The organism is Solibacillus ferritrahens (genome assembly GCF_037027585.1).
Lineage (GTDB): Bacteria > Bacillota > Bacilli > Bacillales_A > Planococcaceae > Solibacillus > Solibacillus ferritrahens.
Map to the genome: position 1 here is coordinate 122,345 of NZ_JAXCLE010000003.1, position 26,656 is coordinate 149,000.

31 protein-coding genes and 1 riboswitch are annotated in these 26,656 nt (G+C 38.2%); of the genes, 22 read left to right on the forward strand and 9 right to left on the reverse strand.

From position 1 onward, the window contains the following. Nucleotides 1–34: 34 nt before the first annotated feature. From SNE38_RS04560 to SNE38_RS04610, 11 genes are read left to right on the forward strand one after another with little or no spacing between them, the layout of a single operon-like run. Entirely contained in the window at nt 35–988 is a 954-nt protein-coding gene (locus SNE38_RS04560) for an ABC transporter permease (RefSeq protein ID WP_336045948.1), read from the forward strand. A 7-nt stretch (nt 989–995) separates the two neighbouring features. Further along, entirely contained in the window at nt 996–3,086 is a 2,091-nt protein-coding gene (locus SNE38_RS04565) for an ATP-binding cassette domain-containing protein (RefSeq protein WP_336045949.1), read from the forward strand. After that, complete coding sequence (locus tag SNE38_RS04570; protein WP_336045950.1) at nt 3,034–4,593, forward strand: ABC transporter substrate-binding protein; 1,560 nt, start codon at nt 3,034–3,036, stop codon at nt 4,591–4,593. The genes SNE38_RS04565 and SNE38_RS04570 overlap by 53 nt, the downstream gene beginning before the upstream one ends. Then, complete coding sequence (locus tag SNE38_RS04575; protein WP_336045951.1) at nt 4,586–4,990, forward strand: hypothetical protein; 405 nt, start codon at nt 4,586–4,588, stop codon at nt 4,988–4,990. The genes SNE38_RS04570 and SNE38_RS04575 overlap by 8 nt, the downstream gene beginning before the upstream one ends. Further along, a complete protein-coding gene (locus tag SNE38_RS04580) occupies nt 4,974–5,276 on the forward strand; it encodes an urease subunit gamma (RefSeq protein WP_336045952.1) in 303 nt (100 codons plus the stop codon). Before SNE38_RS04575 ends, SNE38_RS04580 begins: the two co-directional genes overlap by 17 nt. A 12-nt stretch (nt 5,277–5,288) precedes the next feature. After that, nucleotides 5,289–5,606, forward strand: a complete 318-nt coding sequence (locus SNE38_RS04585) for an urease subunit beta (protein WP_336045953.1) — start codon at nt 5,289–5,291, stop codon at nt 5,604–5,606. Further along, nucleotides 5,606–7,312 (forward strand): urease subunit alpha, encoded by a 1,707-nt coding sequence (gene ureC / locus SNE38_RS04590; RefSeq protein ID WP_336045954.1) that lies wholly within the window; start codon nt 5,606–5,608, stop codon nt 7,310–7,312. Before SNE38_RS04585 ends, ureC begins: the two co-directional genes overlap by 1 nt. Before the next feature lie 14 nt (nt 7,313–7,326). Beyond that, nucleotides 7,327–7,764 carry an urease accessory protein UreE gene (ureE, locus tag SNE38_RS04595; protein WP_191703121.1) on the forward strand — a complete coding sequence of 146 codons (438 nt, stop codon included), beginning with the start codon at nt 7,327–7,329 and terminating at the stop codon, nt 7,762–7,764. Nucleotide 7,765: 1 nt separating this feature from the next. Further along, nucleotides 7,766–8,446, forward strand: coding sequence for an urease accessory protein UreF (locus SNE38_RS04600; RefSeq protein ID WP_336045955.1), 681 nt, complete (start codon nt 7,766–7,768; stop codon nt 8,444–8,446). 12 nt (nt 8,447–8,458) lie between these two features. After that, complete coding sequence (gene ureG, locus SNE38_RS04605; RefSeq protein ID WP_191703123.1) at nt 8,459–9,082, forward strand: urease accessory protein UreG; 624 nt, start codon at nt 8,459–8,461, stop codon at nt 9,080–9,082. Continuing rightward, nucleotides 9,079–9,867, forward strand: a complete 789-nt coding sequence (locus SNE38_RS04610; protein WP_191703124.1) for an urease accessory protein UreD — start codon at nt 9,079–9,081, stop codon at nt 9,865–9,867. Before ureG ends, SNE38_RS04610 begins: the two co-directional genes overlap by 4 nt. Nucleotides 9,868–10,021: 154 nt before the next feature. Here the strand turns inward: SNE38_RS04610 and SNE38_RS04615 are convergent, their stop codons facing one another. Continuing rightward, nucleotides 10,022–10,585: a DUF4256 domain-containing protein gene (locus SNE38_RS04615; protein WP_336045956.1), complete on the reverse strand. Its 564-nt coding sequence runs from the start codon at nt 10,583–10,585 to the stop codon at nt 10,022–10,024. 691 nt (nt 10,586–11,276) lie between these two features. Between SNE38_RS04615 and SNE38_RS04620 the strand changes: the two genes are divergently transcribed. From SNE38_RS04620 to SNE38_RS04630, 3 genes are read left to right on the forward strand one after another with little or no spacing between them, the layout of a single operon-like run. Further along, nucleotides 11,277–12,317 (forward strand): DUF1835 domain-containing protein, encoded by a 1,041-nt coding sequence (locus tag SNE38_RS04620; protein WP_191703126.1) that lies wholly within the window; start codon nt 11,277–11,279, stop codon nt 12,315–12,317. 39 nt (nt 12,318–12,356) lie between these two features. Continuing rightward, nucleotides 12,357–12,797: a GNAT family N-acetyltransferase gene (locus SNE38_RS04625; protein WP_191703127.1), complete on the forward strand. Its 441-nt coding sequence runs from the start codon at nt 12,357–12,359 to the stop codon at nt 12,795–12,797. A gap of 46 nt (nt 12,798–12,843) precedes the next feature. Beyond that, the gene (locus SNE38_RS04630) at nt 12,844–13,428 is read left to right on the forward strand and encodes a hypothetical protein (protein WP_336045957.1); all 585 of its coding nucleotides are present in this window, start codon (nt 12,844–12,846) and stop codon (nt 13,426–13,428) included. 113 nt (nt 13,429–13,541) lie between these two features. Here SNE38_RS04630 and SNE38_RS04635 read toward each other — a convergent pair whose 3' ends face one another. Together SNE38_RS04635 and SNE38_RS04640 are read right to left on the reverse strand one after the other, a co-directional pair. Further along, nucleotides 13,542–14,489: a hypothetical protein gene (locus tag SNE38_RS04635; RefSeq protein WP_191703129.1), complete on the reverse strand. Its 948-nt coding sequence runs from the start codon at nt 14,487–14,489 to the stop codon at nt 13,542–13,544. Between the two features lie 14 nt (nt 14,490–14,503). Next, nucleotides 14,504–14,986, reverse strand: a complete 483-nt coding sequence (locus SNE38_RS04640; protein WP_336045958.1) for an RNA polymerase sigma factor — start codon at nt 14,984–14,986, stop codon at nt 14,504–14,506. A 195-nt stretch (nt 14,987–15,181) separates the two neighbouring features. On the opposite strand from SNE38_RS04640, the gene SNE38_RS04645 reads away from it, so the two are divergent. The 8 genes from SNE38_RS04645 to SNE38_RS04680 all read left to right on the forward strand — a co-directional run bounded on the left by SNE38_RS04645 (nt 15,182) and on the right by SNE38_RS04680 (nt 20,442). Then, complete coding sequence (locus SNE38_RS04645; RefSeq protein WP_336045959.1) at nt 15,182–15,937, forward strand: class I SAM-dependent methyltransferase; 756 nt, start codon at nt 15,182–15,184, stop codon at nt 15,935–15,937. 20 nt (nt 15,938–15,957) lie between these two features. Further along, nucleotides 15,958–16,761 (forward strand): GNAT family N-acetyltransferase, encoded by an 804-nt coding sequence (locus SNE38_RS04650; protein ID WP_336045960.1) that lies wholly within the window; start codon nt 15,958–15,960, stop codon nt 16,759–16,761. A gap of 14 nt (nt 16,762–16,775) precedes the next feature. Continuing rightward, the gene (locus SNE38_RS04655) at nt 16,776–17,183 is read left to right on the forward strand and encodes an acyl-CoA thioesterase (RefSeq protein ID WP_336045961.1); all 408 of its coding nucleotides are present in this window, start codon (nt 16,776–16,778) and stop codon (nt 17,181–17,183) included. Nucleotides 17,184–17,205: 22 nt separating this feature from the next. Beyond that, nucleotides 17,206–17,736 (forward strand): GNAT family N-acetyltransferase, encoded by a 531-nt coding sequence (locus SNE38_RS04660; RefSeq protein WP_336045962.1) that lies wholly within the window; start codon nt 17,206–17,208, stop codon nt 17,734–17,736. A 19-nt stretch (nt 17,737–17,755) separates the two neighbouring features. After that, nucleotides 17,756–18,544, forward strand: coding sequence for a DUF2785 domain-containing protein (locus SNE38_RS04665; RefSeq protein ID WP_336045963.1), 789 nt, complete (start codon nt 17,756–17,758; stop codon nt 18,542–18,544). Between the two features lie 210 nt (nt 18,545–18,754). Beyond that, nucleotides 18,755–19,432, forward strand: coding sequence for a S16 family serine protease (locus tag SNE38_RS04670; protein WP_336045964.1), 678 nt, complete (start codon nt 18,755–18,757; stop codon nt 19,430–19,432). A gap of 302 nt (nt 19,433–19,734) precedes the next feature. Beyond that, nucleotides 19,735–20,007, forward strand: a complete 273-nt coding sequence (locus tag SNE38_RS04675) for a translation initiation factor 2 (RefSeq protein ID WP_336045965.1) — start codon at nt 19,735–19,737, stop codon at nt 20,005–20,007. A gap of 15 nt (nt 20,008–20,022) precedes the next feature. After that, nucleotides 20,023–20,442, forward strand: coding sequence for a ferritin-like domain-containing protein (locus SNE38_RS04680; RefSeq protein ID WP_336045966.1), 420 nt, complete (start codon nt 20,023–20,025; stop codon nt 20,440–20,442). 273 nt (nt 20,443–20,715) lie between these two features. On the opposite strand, the gene SNE38_RS04685 is transcribed toward SNE38_RS04680, so the two are convergent. The 6 genes from SNE38_RS04685 to SNE38_RS04710 form a co-directional block, all read right to left on the reverse strand. After that, nucleotides 20,716–21,201 (reverse strand): YusW family protein, encoded by a 486-nt coding sequence (locus SNE38_RS04685; RefSeq protein WP_336045967.1) that lies wholly within the window; start codon nt 21,199–21,201, stop codon nt 20,716–20,718. Between the two features lie 195 nt (nt 21,202–21,396). Beyond that, nucleotides 21,397–21,780: a ribonucleotide-diphosphate reductase subunit beta gene (locus SNE38_RS04690; protein ID WP_225223701.1), complete on the reverse strand. Its 384-nt coding sequence runs from the start codon at nt 21,778–21,780 to the stop codon at nt 21,397–21,399. A gap of 286 nt (nt 21,781–22,066) precedes the next feature. Further along, a complete protein-coding gene (locus SNE38_RS04695; RefSeq protein WP_225223689.1) occupies nt 22,067–22,651 on the reverse strand; it encodes a ribonucleotide-diphosphate reductase subunit beta in 585 nt (194 codons plus the stop codon). Beyond that, a complete protein-coding gene (nrdE, locus tag SNE38_RS04700; protein WP_336045968.1) occupies nt 22,639–24,732 on the reverse strand; it encodes a class 1b ribonucleoside-diphosphate reductase subunit alpha in 2,094 nt (697 codons plus the stop codon). Before nrdE ends, SNE38_RS04695 begins: the two co-directional genes overlap by 13 nt. A gap of 2 nt (nt 24,733–24,734) precedes the next feature. Next, entirely contained in the window at nt 24,735–25,097 is a 363-nt protein-coding gene (gene nrdI / locus SNE38_RS04705; protein ID WP_191703141.1) for a class Ib ribonucleoside-diphosphate reductase assembly flavoprotein NrdI, read from the reverse strand. Further along, complete coding sequence (locus SNE38_RS04710; protein ID WP_191703142.1) at nt 25,094–25,318, reverse strand: glutaredoxin family protein; 225 nt, start codon at nt 25,316–25,318, stop codon at nt 25,094–25,096. The genes nrdI and SNE38_RS04710 overlap by 4 nt, the downstream gene beginning before the upstream one ends. Before the next feature lie 146 nt (nt 25,319–25,464). After that, nucleotides 25,465–25,650: riboswitch (cobalamin riboswitch) on the reverse strand. Nucleotides 25,651–26,656: the final 1,006 nt, after the last annotated feature.

Consider the following 26,656-nt stretch of genomic DNA (forward strand, 5'->3'; position numbering starts at 1 on the left):
CATCGTGTCACGAATAGAAAGATAGGTGTTATGAATGTGGAAATATGTCAGCAAGCGATTTGGGAAAAGTGCGCTAGCATTAATTATTTGTTCATTTATATGCTTTATACTAATTCGCCAGCTCCCGGGAAGTGCAGCTTACAGTATTTACGGGGCTAATGCCCAGCGTCTAACAGAGGAAGAGAAAGTAAGAATTGAACAAGCATTGCTCGGAAATGAGTCGTTGATTATGCAATACATACAGTGGATAGGAGATATTTTACGGGGGGATTGGGGATTTTCCTTTAGTAAGCAACAGAACGTACTAACTTTAATAATGGAACAATCACTATATACCGCAATAGTTGTTACGCTTGCACTAATTTTTACAAATATTTTAATGACACTGTGGTTTTACCTTTTGCAGCGATTACGTCATAAACTGTTGCGCTCTATTTTAGGGGGGCTTCTACTAGGGGCTATGGTTGTGCCTGGTTTTTGGCTTAGCTTCTTTTTACTGTGGCTATGTGGTGTTATCCTTGGCTGGTTTCCGATCTATGGTGTAGGGGATGGCAGTATAGGAGCACTCATATACCACGCAATATTACCGAGTATAGCCCTTGCGTTACCGGCTGTCTATTACGGAGTGAAACTATTAGAAGACCAATTTGCTGGGCTGAAGCAGCAACCCTTTATGATTCATCTTCAGAGGCGCGGTATTTCGAGGAGCCGATTGGCAAGGCATGTCTTTCCACATGTAGGTTTAGTTTATTTGCAACTTAACGGTTATTTTGTAACAGCGTTTATTGGAGGGACAATTGCTGTGGAAACAGTTTTTTCGATTCCAGGCGTAGGAAAGCTAACAGTTGAAGCGACGAAACTACATGATTATCCAACATTATTGATGATTATTTTAGTGAGCTTAGCTGTAATTCTAGTGGTGCAATTATTGATTGATTTATGTAGCTGCTGGATTGATCCGAGAGTATTTAGAAGTTTAAAGGACTGAGTAACACATGTTAATAATCATTATTATAGTAGGGCTAATAGTATTAAAGGGAAATCCATATGAAATGTATATAGGTGAAAATAACGTAGCACCGTCCATCACACATTTCTTTGGCACAGATGCATTTGGACGAGATGTATTTAGTAGAACGATAGCCGGTGCAGGATATTCTATTTTAATGATAGTAATTGCGATAAGCGTCGTATTAGTTATTGGGGTGAGCGTAGGTGTATTGAGTAGCCTAGCCCCAAAATGGCTTGGAGATAAAATTATTCTTGTACTTGATTTTATGAACAGCTTGCCGTCCATTGTCTATATTTTGCTCGTCGCCTCACTCGTAAAGCCTACACTATGGACGATTCCGATCATTATTGGCTTATGTAGCTGGATGACGATTGCCCGACAAGTACGTATGCAATTACTACAAGAGAAGCAGCAGCCATATATCCTAATGGCAAAGCAAATTGAAACAACGAGGTGGCATCGTTTAAAGCGCTATTATATCCCTGCTATCTATCCTATTTTAGGTATCACAGTCATTCATGAGGCGATTCATGTGCTATTTGCAGAAGCTACAATTAGCTTTTTAGGCTTTGGACTCGCAGTGAATACACCGACGCTCGGCAATTTACTCATGGATGCGCAAAGCTACTTTTTACTAGGTGCATGGTGGAATATTTTATTTCCGGGACTTTTTATTGCCGCTATTACTTTGTATTTGCTACATCTGAAAAGAAACACTTTGAAGGAGGTGCAAAAGATGCTGCACGTAACGGGACTTTCCGTTTTTTGCGAAGGAAATTGCATCGTGAAAAACGCAACATTTCACATCAAGGCGGGCGACAAAATCGTCCTTACAGGGAAAAGTGGGATTGGTAAAACGATTCTAGCTAAAGCACTTTACGAAGGTGGCGATGAAGTAGCAACAGAAATTACAAAAGATGATGTCGTCCTTTTACCGCAGCATGCAGAGCAAAGCTTTAACCCTTTAAAAAAGGTAAGAGAACATTTTGAAGATATTCGTCTTTCAAAAGGCATCGAAAAAGAGCAGTTCTGGACTGAAATTACTGATTATTTTGACTTATTTGAGTTGCCAATATCTTGTTTACGCTACTACCCATATGAATGTTCAGGGGGCATGCTGCAGCGAATTCAGCTTATTTTAGCGCACTGTCAGCAGCCGAAGCTATTAATAGCCGATGAGCCGACCGCTGCATTAAATGAGGCATTTATTTCTAAAACTTTATCCTTTTGGGAGGAGTCATGCGCAACAGGGATGGCTATTCTCGTTATCACTCATCAAGTTAAGTGGTACAGCGAATTTGCATCCCAATTTTTAAAGCTTGAGAATCAGAAACTCACATCTTTTCTTGAGCAGCCGAAGCCTCAAATAAAACCGATGAGATTCCAGCAAAAAAGCTTACTATGCTGCAGGCTGGACGGGGTCGCCTATCGACAAACAGGTGGCTTTTGGCGGAAACGTTTAACACCAGTATTAAAGATTGAACACTTTTCTTGTCAGCAAGGTGAAATCGTCGGTGTTTGTGGTGCAAGCGGCAGTGGGAAGACGACCTTTTTACAAGTACTGCTAGCGCAGCTTGTATTTAAAGGGGAAGCAGTAAGAACAAGCATTCAATATGTACCACAAAGTTATACAGAAAGTCTCCCTGCTAAATGGACTGTCGCACAAGTTATACGCGAAGCACAGCAGGCAGCCGACTGCACTAAAGAGGAGTGTATCAGTCTACTTGAGCAGTTACAGCTACTGCCTGCACTTTTAAAACAAAAGGTATCTACGTTATCGGGAGGACAATGTCAAAAGCTTGCATTGTTCCGCGTGCTACTTAAGCGCCCAAAGTTACTTCTATTAGATGAAGCTTTTGCTAGTTTAGATGAGCAGACAACGGAGGCGATTACCGACATTTTACTTCAATTTGTTAAGAAAGGCTTAACGATTGTTGCAGTCAGCCATGATGAGGCTTGGTTAAGTACCTACGCATCAAAACAATACATTGTAGAACGTCAGACCGTAAAGGAGCATCACAATGAAAAAAGTTATTCTACTAATCATTATGTGTCTCATGCTAACAGCGTGTAACACAGCATCTAACACAGCGAATAGTAACCCAACAGAAAATGTACTGCGCTACGGTATTACGAAATCAATCGAGCATTTAAACCCAATCTTAACGGAAGAGGGACATAGTGAACTTCAGTCTCTTGTGTATAGAGGTTTAATGAAACAAACAGAAACAAACGATGTGGTAGGTGATGTAGCAAAAAGCGTTACCCTTTCTGAAGATGAATTGACCTATACATTTATGTTACATGAAGCAACTTGGCATGACGGGCGGCCAATTACGGCGGATGATGTGAAATTTACACTCGAACAAATCAAAACACCTGAAGTAGCATCGCCGTATTTTAGCGATTTTCAAACGGTTGTAGGTGTAGAAATAGTCGATAAACACACAGTACAAATCATCGTAAATGAGCCGACGCCTACGTTATTACATAAGCTAAAAGTTGGATTACTCCCACAGCACATTTATGAAGGGCAAGATATATTAACAGCCCCACAAAATACAGCACCTGTAGGAAACGGACCATATGTACTAAAAAATTGGAGTGCTGATGATGTGTTGACTTTTGAAGCAAATGAACGTTTTTACGGTACAACGCCTGAAATTGAAAAAATTATAGTTTTCACAAAACTAGATGAAAATGCAAAGCTTTTACGCTTAAAATCGGGTGACTTACATATCGCACAAATTACACCCCAGCAAAAGGAAGCGGTAGAAGCGTATGAGCATGTGGAGGTGAAAACTTTACAAACCGCTGATTATCGTGCATTGCAGTTTAATCAGCACCATGCACAATTAGCGGATGAACGTGTACGTAAGGCGATTAATCACTTGATTGATCGGGAGCAACTAATTCAGCTAGTTTTACATGGTACAGGTGAGCAAGCATTTGGACCGTTGCAGCGCAGCTTTGCACGTGCGGATGCTGATGTGTACCGATTAGACGTTGCACAAGCAACGAAGCTTTTAGAAGAAGCAGGCTATAAAAAAGAGACGAAATATTTCGAGAATGAAGGTGAGGTCCTACAGTTTAATGTCGTAGCACCGATTACGGATGCTGTACGTGTGTCTTTAGCAACGGTCATTGTCGAGCAGCTACAAGCAAAAGGTGTCAATGCGATCCTGCAAACAAAGGACTGGTCAAATATTGCGATTGAAGCTGAGGATACATTTATGATTGGCTGGGGCAGTGAAGACGATCCGGATACCCATACGTATCGAGTGTTCCATAGTACGGAGCATGCACCAGCAGGCTATAACTATGCATTGGTTAATAATCCCGAGATCGATGAAGCGTTAGAGAATGCAAAAGGTGGGACAAGGGGGGAGCGTATAGAGAATTATAATACGTTCCAGCAGCATTTAGCGGATGAAATGGTGTTTAGCTTTTTAGTCTATGTAGATGGTATTTATGCGATGTCAGACAAGCTGGTCGGTACAAGTAATAGAATACTAGGGCACAACGGCTTTGGCATCATGTGGAATATTGAGGATTGGAGATGGGAGGATTTAGATGTGTGATACGTTAAAAAGATTTGGTGTATCTATGGAGCCGACATTATTAAAACAGCTCGATGATTTTGTTCTTCAAAAGGGATTTCAAAATAGGTCCCATGCCATCCGAAGCATCGTCAGAGAAACATTAATAAATCAATTAGATGAAAAGGATGTCGTATATGCCTCCATTCAATTATCAAAAGAAGCGTTGGAATCACGATTTAGCGAGATTATAAAGCGCTGTGAGTACTGGGGCAGCATCAAGGCTTTTACAACGGTATTTACTGATTATCAAACAATTAGTATGCACTTTATATTGGAAATGGAAACGGAGCGCATTGGAGTCATGGAAAATGACCCGTTACTCTATCCAATTACCATTCATTCAAAGGGGAGCGATAAATGTGAAATTAACGAATAGAGAACAAGAAAAATTAATGATTGTCGTGGCTGCTGATTTAGCTTATCGCCGTAAAGCGCGCGGCTTGAAGCTAAATTATCCTGAAGCAATCGCTATTATTACGTATGAGATTTTAGAAGGAGCACGAGACGGTAAGACCGTAGCAGAGCTCATGGATAGTGGCCGTCATATTTTACGCCAAGATGATGTAATGGAAGGGATTGCACAAATGATTCATGACATCCAAGTAGAGGCGACCTTCCCAGACGGTACAAAGCTTGTCACAGTACATCATCCAATTCAATAGGAGGGATTTTTTATGATACCAGGAGAAATTAGATTGGCACAAGGCGATATTGTAGCAAATGTAAACCGCAGCATAAAAAGCATAGCAGTTGTAAATAACGGAGATCGTCCCGTACAGATCGGCTCACATTTTCATTTTTATGAGGTCAATGCACAGCTTGAATTTAATCGAATGGAGGCATTTGGCTATCACTTAAATATTCCGGCAGGCACAGCATTACGCTTTGAGCCAGGTGATAAAAAAACAGTCGATCTTGTGACGTTTGGCGGCAATCAAGAGGCGTACGGTTTAAATAATAAAACAAATGGTTCGATGAAGGAGGGAATGTAATGCTGCGTATTCCGCGTGAACAATATGCTGATATGTTTGGACCGACAACAGGTGATCAGATTCGATTAGCTGACACAAACCTTTGGATTGAAATTGAACAAGACTATACAACGTATGGTGATGAAGTAAAGTTTGGCGGTGGTAAGGTAATTCGGGATGGTATGGGGCAGCATCCGCTTGCTGTAGAGGCAGATTGTATGGATTTGGTGCTGACAAATGCTGTCGTTATTGACTATACCGGCATTTATAAAGCAGATATCGGTGTAAAAAACGGGCGCATTGCCAATATCGGAAAGGCGGGCAACTCACTTTTAATGGACGGTGTCACAATGACAATCGGTGCCTCTACAGACATTATTGCGGCAGAGGGGAAGATTGTCACAGCAGGAGGGATTGATGCACATATTCATTTTATATGTGTAGACCAAATCGAAACTGCGCTGCATAGTGGCGTGACGACAATGATTGGTGGTGGGACAGGTCCATCTACCGGTACGAATGCTACAACATGTACACCCGGAAGTTTTTATTTACATAAAATGCTGAAGGCTGTCGAACAATTTCCGATGAACTTTGGTTTTTTAGGTAAAGGAAATGCTTCAAGTGAAGCGCCGCTCATTGAGCAAATCGAGGCGGGTGCAATTGGACTGAAGCTTCATGAAGATTGGGGAACAACACCTGCTGCAATTGATACAAGCTTAAAGGTAGCAGACCAGTATGATGTTCAAATAGCGATTCACTCCGACACATTAAATGAGGCAGGCTTTGTAGAGGATACAATTGCCGCGATTGGTGACCGGGTTATTCATACGTACCATACAGAAGGTGCGGGTGGTGGGCATGCGCCGGATATTATTAAAATGGCGAGCTTCCCGAATGTATTACCATCCTCTACTAATCCGACTCGCCCGTATACGATTAATACATTAGAAGAGCACTTAGATATGTTAATGGTGTGTCACCATTTAGATCCAGCCATTCCAGAGGATATTGCCTTTGCAGATTCTCGAATTCGTAAGGAAACGATTGCCGCTGAGGATATTTTACATGATATCGGTGTGTTTTCGATGATTAGCTCGGATTCGCAGGCGATGGGACGTGTCGGAGAAGTAATTATACGGACGTGGCAAACTGCGCACAAAATGAAGGAGCAGCGCGGGGCATTACCACAAGAAACGACGACGGCTGATAACTTCCGCGTGAAGCGTTACATCGCAAAATATACGATTAATCCGGCGATTACACATGGAATTAGCCATGAGGTAGGCTCGATTGAAGAAGGGAAACTTGCTGATTTAGTGCTATGGGAGCCTGCATTTTTTGGTATTAAGCCAGAAATTATCATTAAAGGTGGCATGATTGCTGCGAGCATTATGGGGGATCCAAATGCTTCTATCCCAACCCCGCAGCCAGCGCTTTACCGTCAAATGTTTGGGGCATATGGCAAGGCGGTACATGACACAGCGATCACCTTTATGTCAAAAGTGGCGATTGAGCAGCAGCTCCCTCAAAAGCTTGGCCTTCAAAAAAAGGTGACAGCAGTTTCTAACATTCGACAGCTACGAAAAAGTGATTTACAGCTAAATAATGAAACACCTTTGATCGATGTAGACCCGCAAACTTATGAAGTAATGATAGACGGGGAGTTAATTACATGTGAACCAGCCGAGAGCCTTCCAATGGCACAGCGCTACTTTTTATTTTAAGAGGAGGAAAAAATATGATTATCGAAAAAGTACTAGGCAATATTTATAAGGATGATTTACGAAGTGGGCATGTAGAGAAAATTTATTTAAACAGTGAGGATTTAGTGAAACGTATTATGCGTGTGAAAACAGATCACGGAAAAGAAATTGGCATCCGCCTCGACGGACATAGCGATTTAGAGGACGGGGATGTGTTGTATAAGGACGAAAAAAATATGATTGTCATTTATACGAATAAGGATGATGTTATTTCAATTCAGCCACGCTCTATGTTGGAAATGGGCGATATCGCACATCAACTAGGCAACCGTCACTTACCGGCACAATTTGAAGGGGAAGAAATGTTTGTACAGTACGATTACTTAGTAGAAGAGCTGCTGACACAGCTAGGCATCCCGTTTAAGCGCGAGGAACGTAAAATGAAAAAAGCATTCCGCCATATAGGGCATTAATATGCACAACTTTTTGCTGCTCATGCAGCTAACAGATTCGAATTTCCCTTCAGGCGCGTTTTCACATTCCTTTGGGATGGAAACGTTTGTGCAACAGGAGCATATAAAGGATAGCATGCAGTTCCAGTCATTTTTAGAAGGCTATATTGAGCAGCTTTGCTATGCAGACGGTTTGAGTGCAAGGCTAGTGTACGACTATTTAGCAGACGGGGCATGGGAGAAGGTGCTAGCACTTGATGAAGTGTTGTATTGTTCAGCGAGTGCATCAGAATCTAGACTTGGAGCACAGCGTATCGGTCAGCAAATGCTACGCCTGTACCGTGCGCTCTATCCTGAGACACGATTAAATGACTATGCAGCAGCCATTCAGCAAAAGAAGGCGCACGGCCATAGCAGTATATGTCAGGCAATTTTACTTTTTGAACTAAAGTTTCCTCTAGAGATTGCAGTGCAAACGATTATGTATACAGCATGTTCTACCATTATTCAAAATGCGGTACGCGCCATTCCACTCGGGCAAACAGACGGTCAAAAAATGTTTCAGCTTGCAGTGGAAAAGTGTACCGAAAGTATCACGAAGATTATGCAATTAACAGAAAAGCATGTAGGGTGCACATCACCAATGCTTGAAATAAAGCAAATGCAGCATGAGCACATACCTGTACGATTATTTATGAGCTGAGGAGGAATTAGTATGAAAAAAAATCCAGTAAGAATCGGTGTTGGAGGTCCTGTAGGGGCTGGAAAAACAATGCTTGTTGAAAAATTAACGCGTGCAATGCATGGGATGTATGAGATGGCTGTTGTCACAAATGATATTTATACAAAAGAGGATGCAAAATTTTTAATGAGAAACGGGATTTTACCGGAAGACCGTATTATTGGTGTGGAAACGGGGGGGTGCCCACATACAGCTATTCGGGAGGATGCTTCCATGAATTTTGCAGCGATTGATGAGCTAAATGAGGCGCATCCGAATTTAGATTTGATCTTTGTAGAAAGTGGTGGCGACAATTTAGCGGCAACATTTAGCCCGGAGCTTGCCGATTTTTCGATTTATATTATTGACGTAGCACAGGGTGAAAAAATTCCTCGTAAAGGTGGACAAGGAATGATTAAATCCGACTTGTTCATCATCAATAAAACCGATTTAGCACCATATGTTGGAGCAAGCTTAGAAGTGATGAAAGAGGATACACTTGCAACACGCGGGCAAAAGGACTTCTTCTTTACGAACTTAAAGGATGAGGAAGGCTTGGAGGATGTAGTGAACTGGATTAAGCGCGAAGTGTTTTTTGAAGGGCTTGCACCAGCATGAGCACAGGAGAGCTGCGTTTACGATTAAAAAATGTAAATGGGCGCATGCTCTTTGAGGAGAGCTATGCGCGCGGTGCCTTTAAGCTTGGAAAGCCTGTATGGCGCAACGGTACTCCTCTCTATTACTTACTGCATGTCGGTGGTGGTTATGTGAGCGGTGATACATATACACAGCAAATCGAACTGTTAGACAATACGCGTCTTTACTTAACGACACAGGCAGCGACAAAAGTGTATAAAGGAACGACACCTGCTGTTGTATCAACGAGTATAAAGCTTGGTGAGCATAGCCATTTATCACTGTTGCAGGACCCGCTTATTTTGTATGAGCATGCAACATTTCATCAAATGACTACAATCGAGTTAGCCAAAACAAGTACATTATATTATAGCGAAATAATGACACCCGGTTGGTCACCGACAAAAGAGCCGTTTACGTATAAGGAACTTTATACCGAACTGGCCATTAGACGTGACGATAAATTATTTTATATAGATCGATTATGCTGGGAAAAAGGGCAGCAACAGCATCTACTGCAACTTGGTAACTATACACACTACGGTTCCTTTGTTTGCGTCGATAAGCTAGCAGATACATTTTATGATGAACTGCACAAGGTTACCCATCCGGACTGTGAAATTGGCTACTCACAGCTAGATAAAGAAGGATTTGTTTTGAAAATTGCAGCTAAAGAAACACAGCATATTGAAAATGTGTTCCAACGAGTCGATGATTTACTAAAACTGACAAAACAGGAGCAGCCATTGCGACTGCGTAAATATTAATAAATCAAGTGAACAAAAGCTATAAGGGGATATTCTCTTTATAGCTTTTTGCTGTAATTGCAACAAAAGGACCGCACGATAGCTGCATTCCGGAAATTATTTTTTTAACAAAAAAAGGGGCTTACTAGATAGCCCATTTATATACTAGGAAAAATTAAATTGTTAACGCCCCTCTGAATCCTCGCGCACTATAGTAAGAGTCTGCACCATTATGATACATGAAAACCGTATCATAGCGACGATCGCAGAAAATCGCTCCTCCAAGTTTACGTATTTCCGGTGGTGTTAAAACCCAGCTGGAAGTTTTCAAATCAAATTTTCCAAGCTGCTGTAATGAGCGATATTTGACTTCTGATAAAATTTCAATGCCCATCGATGCCGCCATATTCATTGCACTGTCTTCCGGTTTGTTTTTCTTTCTCGCATTCAATGCCTCCAGGTCATAACAAATACTTCTGCGACCTTTAGGGCTTTCAGGCGAACAGTCCATAAAAGTATACGTGTCCGTTTCATAATGATAGGCAACGACATCCGGCTCTCCCTCTGTACGTTCCATTTCATGAAGAGACCAAAGCTTTTCAGGATTTGCTTCCAGTTTTGCCTGCACATTTTCCCAGTCAATATTCGGATGCCGCTCCATATGCTGTTCGAACCTGGCTTTTAAAGTTGATAGTAATTGTTCATTCTGCGCTGTTGTTAAAGTTTTTCCTATTGCCATTGGTAGAAACACCTCTTAATAGTTATTTTAACCATAATATAGGGAAGATTTTCTAATGAAATTTTACTTGATTGATTGATGAGTTACGGCAAGACAGCGCTAAAGCCACGTTATACTTGTCTTTATCATTGCCTTTATTGCCGCTTGCGAGGCCCACCAATCCCAAAGTTTTGCCCTCGTTATAAAGTTAAGGAACAAAAGCACTAAAGCACTGCTCCAATTTAGTGTAGCACATTCAAAACGCCTGAGTAGATAGAAAGTGCCTCATTAAGTTTTTCAGTGCCCTCCTAAAATAAGGGAAGATATTACCGTTATTTGAAGGATGTAGCTCATTTTTAGGTTAAATAAGGGAACGTTTTACCGTTATTTTAAATAAAACCGTGAAATTTCATGTTTTTTAGGTCAATAACGGAAATTCCTTCCCTTATTTTTACTATTTTTTATGTTATTTTCGAAATAACGGAAATTCATTCCTCTATTTTTCTCATTACGCAATTCAATCTGCCTCTATCTTCATCAACCACTCCCTTTTAGGAACAAAAGCGCTTAAGTAAATTGCTCGACCACTTTTGTGCTAGGGCACAGAAAAATGAGCGATTTTCAAAAAGCGTTGTAAATAGCTTTAAATATTAATGTTTACCGCTAGTGGTACTGTAATAATGGTAAAATTTAATGAAAAGGGGGTATTTATTTGTTTCATGAAATAAAAGATATGCTAAATCACTTGGAGGATGAAGAACTGAGATCTTTATTAGCTCAATTCTTTTTACGTATGCAATTAGTTGAAGAAAGAAAGGGTTATTCAGAACAGCAATTCTTTTTAGATATTAAAAAAACATACAACGAACTATTAGCCTACAAAAAAGAACAAGCAAATAACGAACTGCACACACAATTTCATACTACTCATATTGTATTTGGCGATTCACCAACTGGAAGCTTAAAAATTGCTTTAAAAAAATTAGGACTAGATCAGCAGGAAAGGATTATTACCTTTTCCGATTTGTTTTCAATTGGTCCAATTTTGCACTTACATAACGCACAAGGTATTACTAATCGATTTGAATGGTTACGAACAAATATAAATATTGATGAAGAGGTGCTATTCAATTATGAAGATCACTTTAAACGTACTTTATTAGAAATCGAAAAAATCCCAAGTCACCATCCGATTATTATTTGGGCAGGAGAAAATGCACATGAACAAACTGGATTAAGGTTTGTTCTCTATTTATTAAAAGAGAAAACAAACGACATCTATATCATTCAAACAAATGAGGCATATAAAGCTCATTTTGATAGACCTGAAATCGATTTTACACCAAGAAATATGGGAGAGCTTTCAGGTGAACAATTAAAGCAAATTTATGAAAACGAGAAGATGGGTCATACACTGACGCAAAGGGAACGTAAAGCATTTGAACAGCAATGGGAGCAACTTTGTGAGGGGAAAGAAGTTTTACGCATTTGGAAAAGTCATCAAATAATGAGTGTCTCCGAAACTTTTTACGATGAGTACATCATCCAGACAGTGAAGAAGCTCCATCAGGAGAAAAAGCACAATGACTTTATAAAATCAGCTAGAATCATCGGCGAAGTAATTGGTCATTTAGATCAATATGTTGGCGATCAATTTATAGAATATCGCGTCAGACGTTTAATCGTCGATGGGATATTTGATATGGAAGGTGTCCCAAAGGCAATGCGCTTCTATAGCGTAAAAATACGATAATGTTTCAATTTCTAAATATCACATAAAGGGGTACTTACTTTGGAATTTAAACTTATGGAAGAAACCGATTTAGTTAAATGTATTGAAACTTTTATTAAAGTGTTTAATGATGAGCCGTGGAATGATGAATGGACATTTCCGAAAGCTCAAAAGTATTTATTGGATTTTTATCAAACACCTGGATTTTTAGGGGTTATCGTAAAAGAAAATGAAGAAGTAATGGGCTTTATAATGGGAGTACAAAGAAAATGGTGGAGCGGGGATGAATTTTATATTCATGAAATGTGTGTTGACTCCGAACGCCAAAATCGGGGAATTGGTAAAGCGTTGTTGGATTATTTAATTAAATCTCTAGGAAATAATATAAGCAACATCACGCTTTTAACTGATAGAGGTATTCCAGCTGAAGCATTTTATAAGAAGAATGGGTTTGAAGAAATTGAAAGACTTGTTTTCTTAAGCAAAAACCTTAAATCATAGATGGAGGTGTAAATAATTGAAAAGAATCCTAGTATGCTTAAGTTTTATGTTTATTCTCGTTGGTTGTTCAAATAAAAATGAAGATACGTCCACACAAATTTTGGACGAGAACAATGCTCAAATCGACAAATTGGAAGTCCAGAATGAGGAACTGCAGGCAACTTTGGATAATCTTCAAACGGATTTTAACTACAAAGAAGAGGAAGCGGCGTATTATAAACAAGTGATTGACGACCTTATTAAAGATTATAGTGATGCCGAATTAAAAGATTTAGCAATAAATTTATGGAATTATGAATTGGAAGTTAACGGGGTACCAGTTCCGACAAATGGTTTAGTCGACATACAAGATCAGACGATTGAAATTTCTTTGGTAGAAAGGCAAATGGATTATCCGATTTTGCCACTAGAAATATTTATGCAAGGACAAATTAGCGGGGATTATATAGACCATTTAAATGTGAATACTAATCCTTCTGAAACCTACGTTACTGATGGCACGGTTGTGACTGCTGTACATCATAAATATGCAGATGTAGAAAAAGGTTCAACTATTTCATTTTCAATAACGGAAGAATTAAGAAAACGATTAGGACTGGAAACTACCGAAATTATGATTAATAAAAAATAATATTACATTTCCTAACATTGATTTGGAAAACATCTGTTTAAATCCCCAATGAATTGAAAAACACCCCTGTCCTTTAATTAGAACAGGGGTGTTAATTTACAATAAGCCGGAAATTATAGATCGTGAAAGATTTTTGCGACTTCAATAAAAGTTTGTACACTCACATTTTCTGCAGGTACAACAGGAGTCCAAGGATCCCAAACTGATATTAAATAATTTTCCTCCGCAGTTTCTTTAACAAATAATAACTTTTTTTGCTCTTCACTATAATAAGCATCTGTTTCCAGCACATTATTCAATTTAATAAAACTAGACAGGTCTTCGTTTGTTTTTATTCCCTTATTGATAACTTGAATATCAATATTAAATAACTTAATAATTGGAAATTCATTATATTCATATTGTAATGATATAGAGTGAACGGAAGATAATAACTCTCCTTCTAATACCGCATAATGTTGATTTTGTTCATGCGCTTGCTGTTTTAACTGCTCTACAATTTCCATCATTTTCTCGTATGATGATTCAGGGCTATCATACGTTAATCTTCCTTCTTTAAATTCGTATTGTTCTAATATAGTTTTTGGAAATGTCCATCTAGCTGTTATATCAACAGGTAAATAGTCGAATGAGCGAAACGTATCAAAATTATGCAGATGGAACAAATTGGGCTCACCATATTGCTCATATGCCTCTACATCTAAAAAGTGTAAAAATTTCCCAGGCTCAATTGTTTTTCTTAATCGATCCATTAGCTTTCTATTTTTCATTGATATATCATCCGCCTGATGATGAGGAATCATTTCTTCATCTGTCATTGTTTCTATCTCAATAACGGAAGATGCATTCTTATTAAAAAACGTCAAACCATTGAAATTCATTGCACCGACTGTTGCGACGGAAAGAAGTAAACCGAAACAAATCATAGCAAATGTCGGTAATCGTCTTATCTTTTTATCTTTATGAGATGAGATTTTTTGAATAACTCGCTGTTTGTTTGGGCTCTCGATTTGCTCGTATTGTTCCTTCAATTTTTTCTCAAACGTATCGAAATCTTTCATATAATCAACCCCTTCTATAATAAATTTTTCACTTTTACTTTTAAACGTTCGTATCGTTTTCGGATTGTTGCTGGTGGTTTTTCAAAAATCTGACCGATTTCATCAAAACTATAATTTTCAATTACACGTAATAGCAGGAGTGATCGTTCTTCAGGCTTTAAATGGATAAGTATTGACTCAAGCTGATCATCATTGTCGTGATCAAAGACTGCTGTAGTTGTTTCCTGCTCAATAAAGGGAATGAAAGACTTTAATTTTTTTCGCTTTATTTTATTGAGACAATGAAAATACGAAATTTTATAAAGCCAAGCATTCGGATTTTCAATCGAGGCTAATTTGCCGTACTTCATCGCCTTTATAAAAACTTCTTGGACGGCATCTTCAGCGTCATATGTATTTCGTAAGAGGCTGAAGCAATATTTATAAATTTTGTCATAGTACGCTTCAATGAGTTCATCCATCTCACGTATTAAAAATTTTTCATTAGTCATGGTCATGATTTTTGGCTGCAATTAAACCACTCCTTTCATAAACATTAGACAATTTAGTGGTTGGAAATGTGACATGATTTGGAAAATATGTATATAGAAAAAATAATGATTCAATGATAAAATCAAAATCACTATTAAATTAGAAAATTATGTTAATAAAGAATAATTCAAATTCTCTTAAAAATAAAGGGGGACAATCGCTTGAACAATATCATTGAAAACAATAAAAAAAGCTGGGATATCGTAGCGAAGCATTTTGCTGGGGGAGACGCATTACCGGGCTATGGGCCTTTAGCGCAAACAGAAGAGGAGCTGCATTTAATCGGATCTGTTGCAGGGAAGAAGGTGCTTGAAATTGGCTTTGGTAGTGGGCATTCTCTTTTATATATGAATAACAATGGAGCAAAGGAGCTTTGGGGAGTCGATTTTTCGAGCGCGCAGAAAGAGCTGGCGCAAACGACGTTAAATGGTATAAAAGCAACATTACATACAGCCCCAATGGAACAGGAGATTGGTTTACCGAAAAACTATTTTGACTTAGTGTATTCCATTTATGCAATCGGCTGGTCAAGTGATTTGTCCGCAACGTTTAAGCTGATACATAGCTACTTAAAAGATGGGGGCGAGTTTGTTTTCAGTTGGGAGCACCCTTTTTATAGCCAAATCAAGTGCCGAGATCATCAGTTTTTATTAACCGATTCTTACCAGCGTGAAGGATATATTGAAACGACGACATTTAAAGGGGAAGATGCGCCTATGCAAATACCCAAATATAAAATGGCGACCTTTATTAATGCACTGTTACGGGCGAACTTTGAACTTGTGGAGATTATCGAAAGTGATATACCTGAACAAGCAAAAACTGAAGAAGTAACGTATTCCGAGAGATATTATTCACTGCATAAAGCCAGTCACTTTCCTACGACGTTTATCGTAAAGGCTAGAAAACGCAGTTAATCAAATAGGGGGTAAGTATGATGATAAGAAAATTAACAAATAATGACCGCGAACTAACAATGGCACTAGTAGAAAAAAAGCCGGCAGAAAATTTATTTATTATTGGTGATATAGAGGCTTATGGAATGGAATCGGATATTCAGGAGCTATGGGGACAATTTGAAGAGGATCAGCTTATGGCGGTTTTACTGCGCTACGATCAAAATTATATTCCCTATAGCGAAGGGGACTATGATGCAGCAGGGTTCGCAGAAATTATTAATATAAACAAAGGTCCTATTGAAATTTCGGGGTTGCAGCATTTAGTCGCTCCATTACGAAAATGGATTAATCGCGGGATTCGTCGGGATAGTGAAACGTATTATGCAAAATGTACAAAATTGACGGTTCCGATTGCAGATTTGGACTTTTCAAATGTGACGTATTTACAGCCGCATGAATATGAGGAAAATATTGAAATGCTCAAGTCCATTCCTGAGTTTTCAACAGGTACTTTTAGTATTGAAGGAAGAGAACGCGCGGAAAAGTTTAGAACAGGACGTACATATATTATCCGCGATGAACAGGGGGTTATGGTGTCCTCTGCATCGACAACCGCTGAAAATTCCCAGTCTGCCATGATTGTAGGGGTTGGAACGAGACCGGGTTACGCAAAAAAAGGGTATGCGACACACTGTATGCTAAAGCTTTGTCGGGACTTGCTTGCTGAAGGGAAATCGATTTGTTTGTTTTATGACAATCCTGCAGCAGGGCGCATTTATAAACGAATTGGATTTGAGGATATCGGTTTTTGGTCAATGATTCGATTTGAAGAGGAAAAATAAAGGAGGGAAACGAATTGCGTACTTTATTAGCAGAACAGCCAATTCAAATAAATGCCTATGACATCGATGCGATGGGCATTGTCAGTAATATTGTGTACGTACGATGGTTTGAGGATTTACGTATGGCTTTTTTAAACGAACATTATCCATTAGCAGAAATGATGGCTGTGCAAATTTCACCAATTTTGATGAAAACAGAAATAGAATACAAAGCCCCTTTAACAATTTTTGATAAACCGGTCGGACGGTGTTGGATGGTGAAAATCGGGCAATCCAGCTGGGAAATGGAGCTGGAAATTACTACAGAAAAACATATCCATTGTACAGGCAAACAATCCGGATGCTTTTATCATTTAGAAAAGAAAAAGGTTGCGAAAATACCGGAGCCATTGAAGAAGCTTTTTGAAATAAGCAGTAAATAGTTAATGTAGGAGAATGCAAAAGATGACTATTAAAATGCAACGATTTAATTCAGAAGTTCAAGATTTAACGGATTTCCTTACTAACAACGAATGGCCGTTTTTTGCGAACCCTGTAGTTAATCCTACAGAAATAAAAGAAAAAGCAGCGAATGGTTATTATGAAAAGGGTCGCGAAACATTTTGGATTTTAGTCGACCATGAAAAAGTAGGGCTAGTAATTATTGATGATATTGATGATTCGATTCCATTGTTTGATATCCGGTTAACTCCCAAGGCAAGAGGAAAGGGAACAGGTGTACAAACTTTACGCTGGCTGCAAAACTATTTATTTGGAGAAAAAGGGAAAATCCGGATTGAGGCTTATACGAGAACAGATAATGTACCAATGCGGAAATGCTTTACTAAATCAGGATTTGTAAAAGAGGGCTACTTGCGAAAAGCCTGGGAAAATGAAGACGGCACGGTTGTAGATAGCGTGTTATATGCAGCTATCTATGATGACTGGAAGACAGGTATTATAACACCGGTTCAACTGGATGATGTGCCTTATTAAAAGGAGAAATGAATAAAGAATGAAAGAGTATCTGGAAACTATCGTAAGAAAAGAAGAAATAAATTTAGACCTAATCAATATAGACGAAATGCTCCAATTCATGCTGCAAAATATCGGGAATCCGGATGCTTATTTACGTGATGACCTAATTTATAGGGGATTTTGCGAATTAATTCTGAACGAAAAACTAACGGTGGAACAATTAGTTGTACTATTAAATACATGCATGGATGACGAGCATCTTTATTTAAATATTTCGCATAACGATCCTTCGGATGATGTATTTACTCGATCTTTTTCAGCACTTGTCATCGCGCTTATTTTAGGTAAAGATCGTGAAAACAGAAAATTGCCTGAAGCACTTATTCTAGAGACGATTCAACGGAGTGTCGATTATTTAAAGCTTGAAAAGGATTATCGGGGGTTCGTCAATTCGAAAGGCTGGGCACATGCGGTTGCACATGGTAGTGACTTATTAGCTGAAGCCATTGCACACCCGCTTATGAAGGATTTACATTTGTGTCATAAAGCATTGCAAAGTTTAAAAAGCTGCCTGCATACGGACTATGCTTTTATTGATAAAGAGGAAGCGCGCATGTTACCGGTAATTGATGCATTACTGGACAAAGGATTGACAGACGAACAGTTGTTAGCATGGTTAAAGGAATTACATGAAATTGAAATAGACGAATGGCATATGAAATATCGGTACGAATGGAATGTGAAGAAGTTTGAAGCCACATTATTAAGACATTTATTAAAAACTAACAAATGCCTACTTACGACCAATTGGATTATTAAGAATTAGCAGAAGGGAGATGAGAGGTTGAAACGAGCTACACTAATAGTTCTGCCGTTCATTTTATACATATTGGGTTTACTGCTCTATTATTTCGACAAGATTAATATTTATCTGTTTTTTATTTTGATAATAACTGGCTTAGGAATCGCGCTTTTAGGATTTTATCTTTACCGGAACAACAATAGGCAGAAGCAGATTTTTGTGGGAATTTTTTTTGTGATATCTTTAATATGCGTATTTGAATCTCGCTTAATTAATTATGAAGTCTATACTTATTTCGTAACGTCCTATAATGAGCCTTTTGAAATTGTTGAAGATTCAGGTATACATATACTTTCAGTGGATATCTTCGAAGCGGCGTATATTGATGATTTAGATTACTTAATAAAGACGCTAGAATTATCAAATGATAAAGAAGTATTGGATGCGGAAATGGTAACAAATAAAATTCGTTATACTTCGAAAAATGATGAGTTATTAAGTTATATACGTCCCGCGGAGAAGCATTTTGAAACGATGAAGGAAAATGTTGTGGCTTATCTGCCGGGAACCTCTTCTGCTATTGAAGATTTTTTAAATAGAGAAGATTTTGAAGGTGACAGTGCAGGACTGGCTACTGTATTAAGCGGACTCGCAGAAAAAGGCAGCTTCAACAATAACGTACCGATTGCCGTAACAGGTGCGATTGACGGGGAAGGGAATGTGAAGGAAATTGGCTCTATGAAAGCTAAAATTCTCATTGCAGAAAAAAGCGGTTTTTCGCATATTTTCATACCAGAGGAAAATGCAAAAGAGGCGAGAGAAGTAAAGGACATACATCAACTTAACATTGAGCTTATTGAAGTGGCAACGGTCGAAAATGCTGTAACGGAAATAGAGAAGCTAAATACTTAAATTAGTAAGTATCATTAATAATCAACAGAACGCTATGGCACAAAATGGTCGTAGCTTTTTTATATTTGTAGTAAATATTAAAATTTAAAACCAAAGCACATGTTCAATCTTTATATAGTCAAGTGAGGTGAAGAAATGGATTTTGAACGACTTGTTATATACATAACGAATGGCGCATCAATGAAAAATTGAGGCTTAAATTGAATAAGAATCTTTAAAGAATGTTTTGTTTAGTGAATTCTATTTATTCTCTGCATATATTGTAATTAAAGCAATTTTACATCCGTTAATATGAGGAGGATATGCCGATTAATGATCATAGAAATAAATCTAATCAACCCTCTGATTCAACAGATATTCAGATTGCTAGACTTGCATTTATTGCAGCAACCATTACTACGCTTGGAGATGGTTTAGCAGCATTGGCTGCAGGTCTTGCTCTACAAGAATTGGAAAAATCGAACAATCAAAGTACACAACCTCAATATGATTCATCAAAACAGATGGATTCTACACAAAAGCAAATTGATTATTTAATAAAGGAATTAAAACAAATTAAAAAGATGTTAAGTTAAGAAGGGAGTAAATCTTTGCAATATGTTATACAACCATCGTTAAACAGCATAGTGATGAATCTCACTAAAGCTCTTGAAGGTGAATATAATGCCATACGTTTTTATGAACATTTAGCCCAACTTGCCCCTAATGATGAAATTAAAAAACGTATTCTTGAAATTAGAAAAGATGAAATGCGTCATTATCATGGGTTTTCTTACATTTTCACATGCCTTACTGGGCAGCAACCTTCTCCACGAATATCTGAACCATTACCGACTGATTTAAAGCAGGGCATCATCACTGCATTTCATGATGAACAAGAGGCAGTAGAGTTCTATCATCGAGTAGCTAGAGAAACAAATATTCCTTATATCAGTCATCAATTTCGTTCAAATGCTGCCGACGAACAAAATCATGCTGTCTGGTTTTTATATTTCATGAATCATCACTAGTATTTAGAGGGTGCATTAATAACCCTCCCTTTTTATTTGTAATATTTTTTTGCATCAAAAATAATTGGGCTAGTAACATCTAGATTGGACAAAATATTAAATGGTATTGGTTGGATAGTTCGTGGGGGAAAGGGTAATTAAGAATTTCTGTAATGTGATAAGTAAGAGATTAGTTCTAGTTCACACAAAAAATCGAAACTGCATCATGCAATTCGATTTTTTGTGCATTATGGTAAGAGTTCTAGAGAGGGTTTAAACCCTCTTTACACACAATTATTTATTATGATGATAATGTTTTATTTCCCCGTTTTTGAATTTTACTTCAAGCTCAAAGGACTTATAGTTTTCATCGAGAGCAAATGCTTTTAGTACTTCTTTACGAACATCCTCATCACTAGTAGTTTCGTCAAATGTTAACTGTTTTAATGCATCGACAAAATTATCATAGGCTTGATCACCTTTATACTCAACACCTTTAATTTCATCATCTAGTTCTGCGTAAATATTGTTTCCATCGTTCTCATATTCAACATCATATGAATTTCGATTCGCATATTCTACGTCTAAATCAAAGTCAGTAAAAGCATAATTTACATCTGCGACCTTAATGCCAGTACGTTCATTTTCATTTTCTGAGTTATTAGTGGTATTTTTGTTATTCGTTGTTTCATCAATAGTACTATTATTACCTGTAACATCCTTATTTGTCTTTGTATCATCGTTGTTACATGCGTACAATAATCCCAATAATAATGGCATTGTAAGTATTAATTTAAATAATTTCATTTTATTCTCTCCTTTAAAAGTGGCTTGATAACTTAATTTAAGCCGCTAATTTTTAATAAAAGTATTCCCAAATTAAAATAATCTATCCATTTGTACTGTAATTGAAAATTTTTCCTAATATAAATCACTAAAAACGCTATGGCAGAAGTTAGCCATAGCGTTTTAAATTTAAAATTTAAATGTATCATCCGTAATCGGGGCTACTTTAGCAACTGCATAAGTCGCGCCTTTTTGGCTGAAGAAATCATATGTTGAGCCTGTATTGGAAATCCCGTTCATGACAATCGGGTTGACTTCCTCGTCAGGGAACATTGTATCGTGCCCCAAATTCATGAGCGCTTTATTTGCATTATAGCGCACATATTTTTTCACTTCAGGGGAAAGTCCCGTTTCTGCGTATAAATCATCGGTATACTTCATTTCATTTTGATATAAATCGAGTAAATATTCATAGCCCCACAAAGTTAGCTCCTGCTGTTTTTCTGTTGGGAACGTTTTGAAAATGTTCTGGGCGAAAAAGCCGACTGCTACTCCGTGGATTGATTCGTCCATTTTGTTCAAGTAAGTTCGTCATTCTTACTTCTGCTATATGCAGCTTATAATTTCTTATAAGATCAGATCATATCATATATAACTTTTGCTATATCTCTCCGCTTCGGATACCATTATTGACTTGTACCCTACTCTACTCGCTTCCATGTAAAACCATGTGCTTTCGATGATCGTTGCACCTTATTGATATATTTCAACCTTTTAACTATCAATCTTGGCTCAAGATTGTCCTCGACTTAACGTTAGGATGTTCCTTGAATTCAAAGAGTTTTACTTGCGCCACGATTTAACGCAAGATTAAGCTAATTACTTCCGCACTATTTCGCAGTACACCTTGTCCGCCTAAATAAAGCGGGTAGAAGAAGCCGGAATAGAATAGGAAGCTTTCCAGCATAACTGAAGCGTACATCGCTTTCCATAAGCTTTCCGGGTCATCTTCTTTTATAGCAGAATATACTTCTCCAATACGGTTAGCTTTATATTGAAGAAACTCATTTTTTTGCACCCAATCGAACACTTCGTCAATTTCCGTATTTGTACAAAGTGTTGTGAAAATATACGAATAAGACTTCGCGTGAATCGCTTCAAACGATCCGAAAACTGTTAATACCGCTTTTTCCTGAAAATCAGGTGTATACTTAGCGATTTCATTCATGCCAATGTTCGTTTGTACTGTATCAAGCAATGTCAGGCCGCCGAACACTTTTTTGTACGTATCTTGGTGCTCGAATTCCTTCCATTGTTTGACGTCTTTACTGACTGCAATTTCCTCTGGGAACCATATTTGTTTCCATTGCTGATCCCAAAAAATACGTGCGAGTTCACTCGTTGGGGTATTCCAGTTGACCGCTTTATACGTTAAATTTGACATGCGACACACTCCTCAATTGTAAGTAAACGTTGGCGTACGTAATAAACGGTTTTAATACCACGCGTCCACGCATAAATGTAGGCTTTTGCTAATTGTTCTGTGTTCCACTGGTCCGTTACGTAAAGTGTCATGGAAATTCCTTGGTCAATATGCTTTTGCGCGGCTGCGTAAAGGTCGATCAGTTCATACGGATTTACATCATAGGCTTCTGTATAGAGTTCCTCATTGTCATTTGTTAAAAATGGCATCGGATAAATGGTACGGCTGTCCGCATAGTCACGTACTTCCACACGTTCCGTAACAGGGGAGATAGAAGCCGTACAGCTGCGGATGTATGAGATACTGCCTGTCGGAGCGATCGCCAATCTGTAGGAGTGGAATAACCCATGCTCCAATACGTCAGACTTCAACTGGTGCCACATATTTTGAGTAATAATCGGTGTAGCCCCAAGTGCTTTAATCACACCAGGTGTAAGTTCTATTTCTTCTTTGTTTATATACTTTTCAAAATAAACCCCGCTCGCATAATCGCTTTCCTCAAATCGGTAAAATGTTTCGTTCTTTTCCTTCGCAATTTCCATTGATGCTTTTAACGAGTAATAGTTCAATGCTTCCATAAACGCATCGATAAATTCGATGGACTCTTTGGAACCATAACGGATTCCGCTTTGTACGAGGTGTCCATGCAAGTTCATAACACCTAATCCAACAGAGTGCATTACTTTGTTCGCTTTAGATACAGAAGGAACGTTGACGATATCTGTCATAGTTGAAACATTCGTCAAAAGACGCATTGCTGTATCGACAAGCTGACCGAAATCCTGAACTTTCGTTGCTTCATGAATGTCAATTGAACCTAGGTTACAAGAAACATCGAGGCCATATTCATTCGGCTCATTTTGATCGGTAACAACACTTGTTTGTTGGTACTGAAGTATTTCGGTGCATAGATTGGACATCTTCACACGACCGATTTCCTTTAATGGATGAGCGTTATTAACATTATCATCAAATATTTCGAACGGATAACCCGATTCAAATTGAGCTTTTTTGATTTCCGTATATAATTTACGTGCATTTAATCGTTTCAGTTTACGGATGTTCGGATTATCCAATAGCTCGTAGTACATTTCCGTAATCGAAATTTCCGACATGCGTTTTCCGTATTCTTTATAAATGTCATAAGAACTAAACAAGACGATATCTTTATCGCGGCGCATCAGTTCAAAGAAAATATCCGGAAGAATAATCCCTGTTGAGAGTGTGGCAAGACGGATTTTATCGTCTGCATTTGGTTTTTTGGAAGAGATGAACGCCTCAATATCTCCGTGGAAAACATTTAAGTAGACGACTCCAGAACCATTTCGTTGCCCAAGCTGATTCGAATAACTAAAGGAGTTTTCCAGCAGTTTCGCAACTGGCATTACCCCGCTCGCACGGTTTAATATCCCTTTAATCGGATCACCTAAAGGACGCAGATCGGTTAAGTTTACTCCGACACCGCCTCCTAATCGGGAAAGCTCCAGGCAATAGCCGATGTTTTCGGCAATCGAATTCATCGTGTCGTCCATCGTCAGTTTAAAGCATGAGACAAGCTCACCGCGTGCTTTTTTCCCGCTGTTTAAAGCAGTAGGTGTTGCCGGCTGATAGGCAGTCATGACCGCTTTAATGGCCTTTTCTGCCAATGCTTCATCACCCTGTGCTAAATAAAGGGCAATAATAACGATTCGGTCTTCATATTTTTCAAGAATTTCTTTTCCGTCTCTGCTTTTCATTGCATAGCTATCGTAAAATTTCGAAGCACTCATAAACGAGGGGAAACGGAATTTATACGCATACGCTTTTTTGTACATCCGTTTAATAAAATCCATTGAGTACATTTCAAGAAATTCTTTTTCATAATAGCCTTCATCAACTAAATAGCGTACTTTTTCCTCAATATCGATAAAGTAGCGTAAACGGACATTCACGTCTTCTAGGAAATAGCGGCGTGTTGCTTCTTTATCTTTTGCTAAATCCAGTTCACCCGTAGCACGGTAACGATTTAATATGTCATTGTTTAATTTTAAATATTGTTTCATCATTAAACCTCTTTCCAAATGGAATAATAGTAATTTTTAATGGTTTCGTAATTGAATGGGGTCCCACGTAATTCTAGTTTCTCGATTAACGGAATGCCGTATTTTGTTGCTAAAAGATCACCTGCTCGGCCGAAAAAAGCATGACCGAAATTACGGTTCCCGCTTACGATAATTCCTTTGCATTGATTGTAGTTCGCAGTCATGAACTGATCGACGATAGGGGGGACAGAGCCTAATCCATCCGTATATGTAAATAGCAGATACGGCGCATCGATTTTATCCACATCGGCTAAATCCTTTGCAGGCAAGCCAAGTTTTTGCACGATGTATCGTACATTGCCAGTTCGTGAAGCATAAATAATCATGCAGTTATTTCAGAAATTCGGTTAATAATGGAAGTTGGCTCTGCGATAAATTCTCCGTTGATTTCGAATAAAGGGACAGATAGAAAGCCTGCATCGAGTACTTTTTGCTTTGCCGTTTCGTCCTGGTCAATATTAATAATCTCGACTTGTAAGTTCGCAGCATCAAGTTCGGATTTTACCCATAGGCATTTTGGACAGATTGTTTTCGTATAAAGTTTCATTAATAGAATCCCTCGCTATAAAGATATTTATTGTGCTGTACGTTCTAAAGAAAATATAAAAAGGCTATCCCGGGAAAAAAAGGATAGCCTGAAATGGAAACGTAAATGGAAAAATTGCGCCTCCATTTCCTATTCCCCGAAGAAATGTACGTAGTTTTAACACGGCAGGTCTCCTGGCTTTGCGTCATCCATCAGACGTACCTTCCCATGCACGTGGCACAGTGGCAATTTTAGTCTTCAGTCAGCATTTACAGTTGCGGGGACAGCGTTGGTTTTGCACCAAACTTCCCTTTTAAACTACATTTAGTAGTACCGTGATAAAAAAACACAATATATGGTTGTGAATTGAGTATAAGCCGTTCCAAAGTAAAAGTAAAGGAAAGAAATATAACTTGATCAGCTATTGTACTTTTTAAAGAGAAAGTTGACAGAACTAATACCTATACAAATCAAAAAGGAACTAAAAAACACATTGCCCAAAACTTCGAATGAACAATGTGTCATATTAATGCTTTAATTCTCTTTTCCACATGACGTAATTATAGGTTGCTTGAATAGCAAATAAAATGGTGATGAAAAATGTTATGAAAATAAACAACCTAGAAAATCCTAGCATTAAATAAATGACTCCGATTGAAAGTATACATATTGGAATCGAATAGACAGTACGCCAAAATTTTCGGCGGTATGAAAGGGCATAATAATTGAACTTAAAACCTTTATCAACTTTCGGTTTTTTTCTGTAATAAAGATATAAGCCAATCGAAATAATAAAAGAAGTAACAATAGGGATGGCGAGGATGAATAAATTTAAGTTTTGGAAATTCACTGTAGTCCTCCTTCTAAAATCCTTATGTTGGTTCATCACCATAAGTTGGGGATGACATTATTGAAAAAATAAGATTCGCTACGGGAAAACGCGTTGAAGCGTCTGTTGTACTACATTCCGGGGCAGGCATTTCGGGCGGTGTGGCTACAAAGCCTTTGTAGATTGAATTGTTAATGAAATAAATAGCGGAAGGAATTTCCGTTATTTCGAAAATGACATAAAAAATAGTCAAAATAAGGGGAGAAATTTCCGTTATTGACCTAAAAAACATGAAATTTCAGGATTTTATTTGAAATAACGGTAAAACGTTCCCTTATTTACCCCAAAATGAGCTGCATCCTTCAAATAACGGTAAAATCTTCCCTTATTTTAGGCGGGCACTGAAAAATTTAAAATAAGGCACTTTCTATCTACTAAGGCGTTTTGTCCACTCGAAGTTGGACGGACGCTTCAAAATCAAAATTTTCGGATTGGTGGGCCTCGTAAACGGCAATAAAGGCAGTGATAAA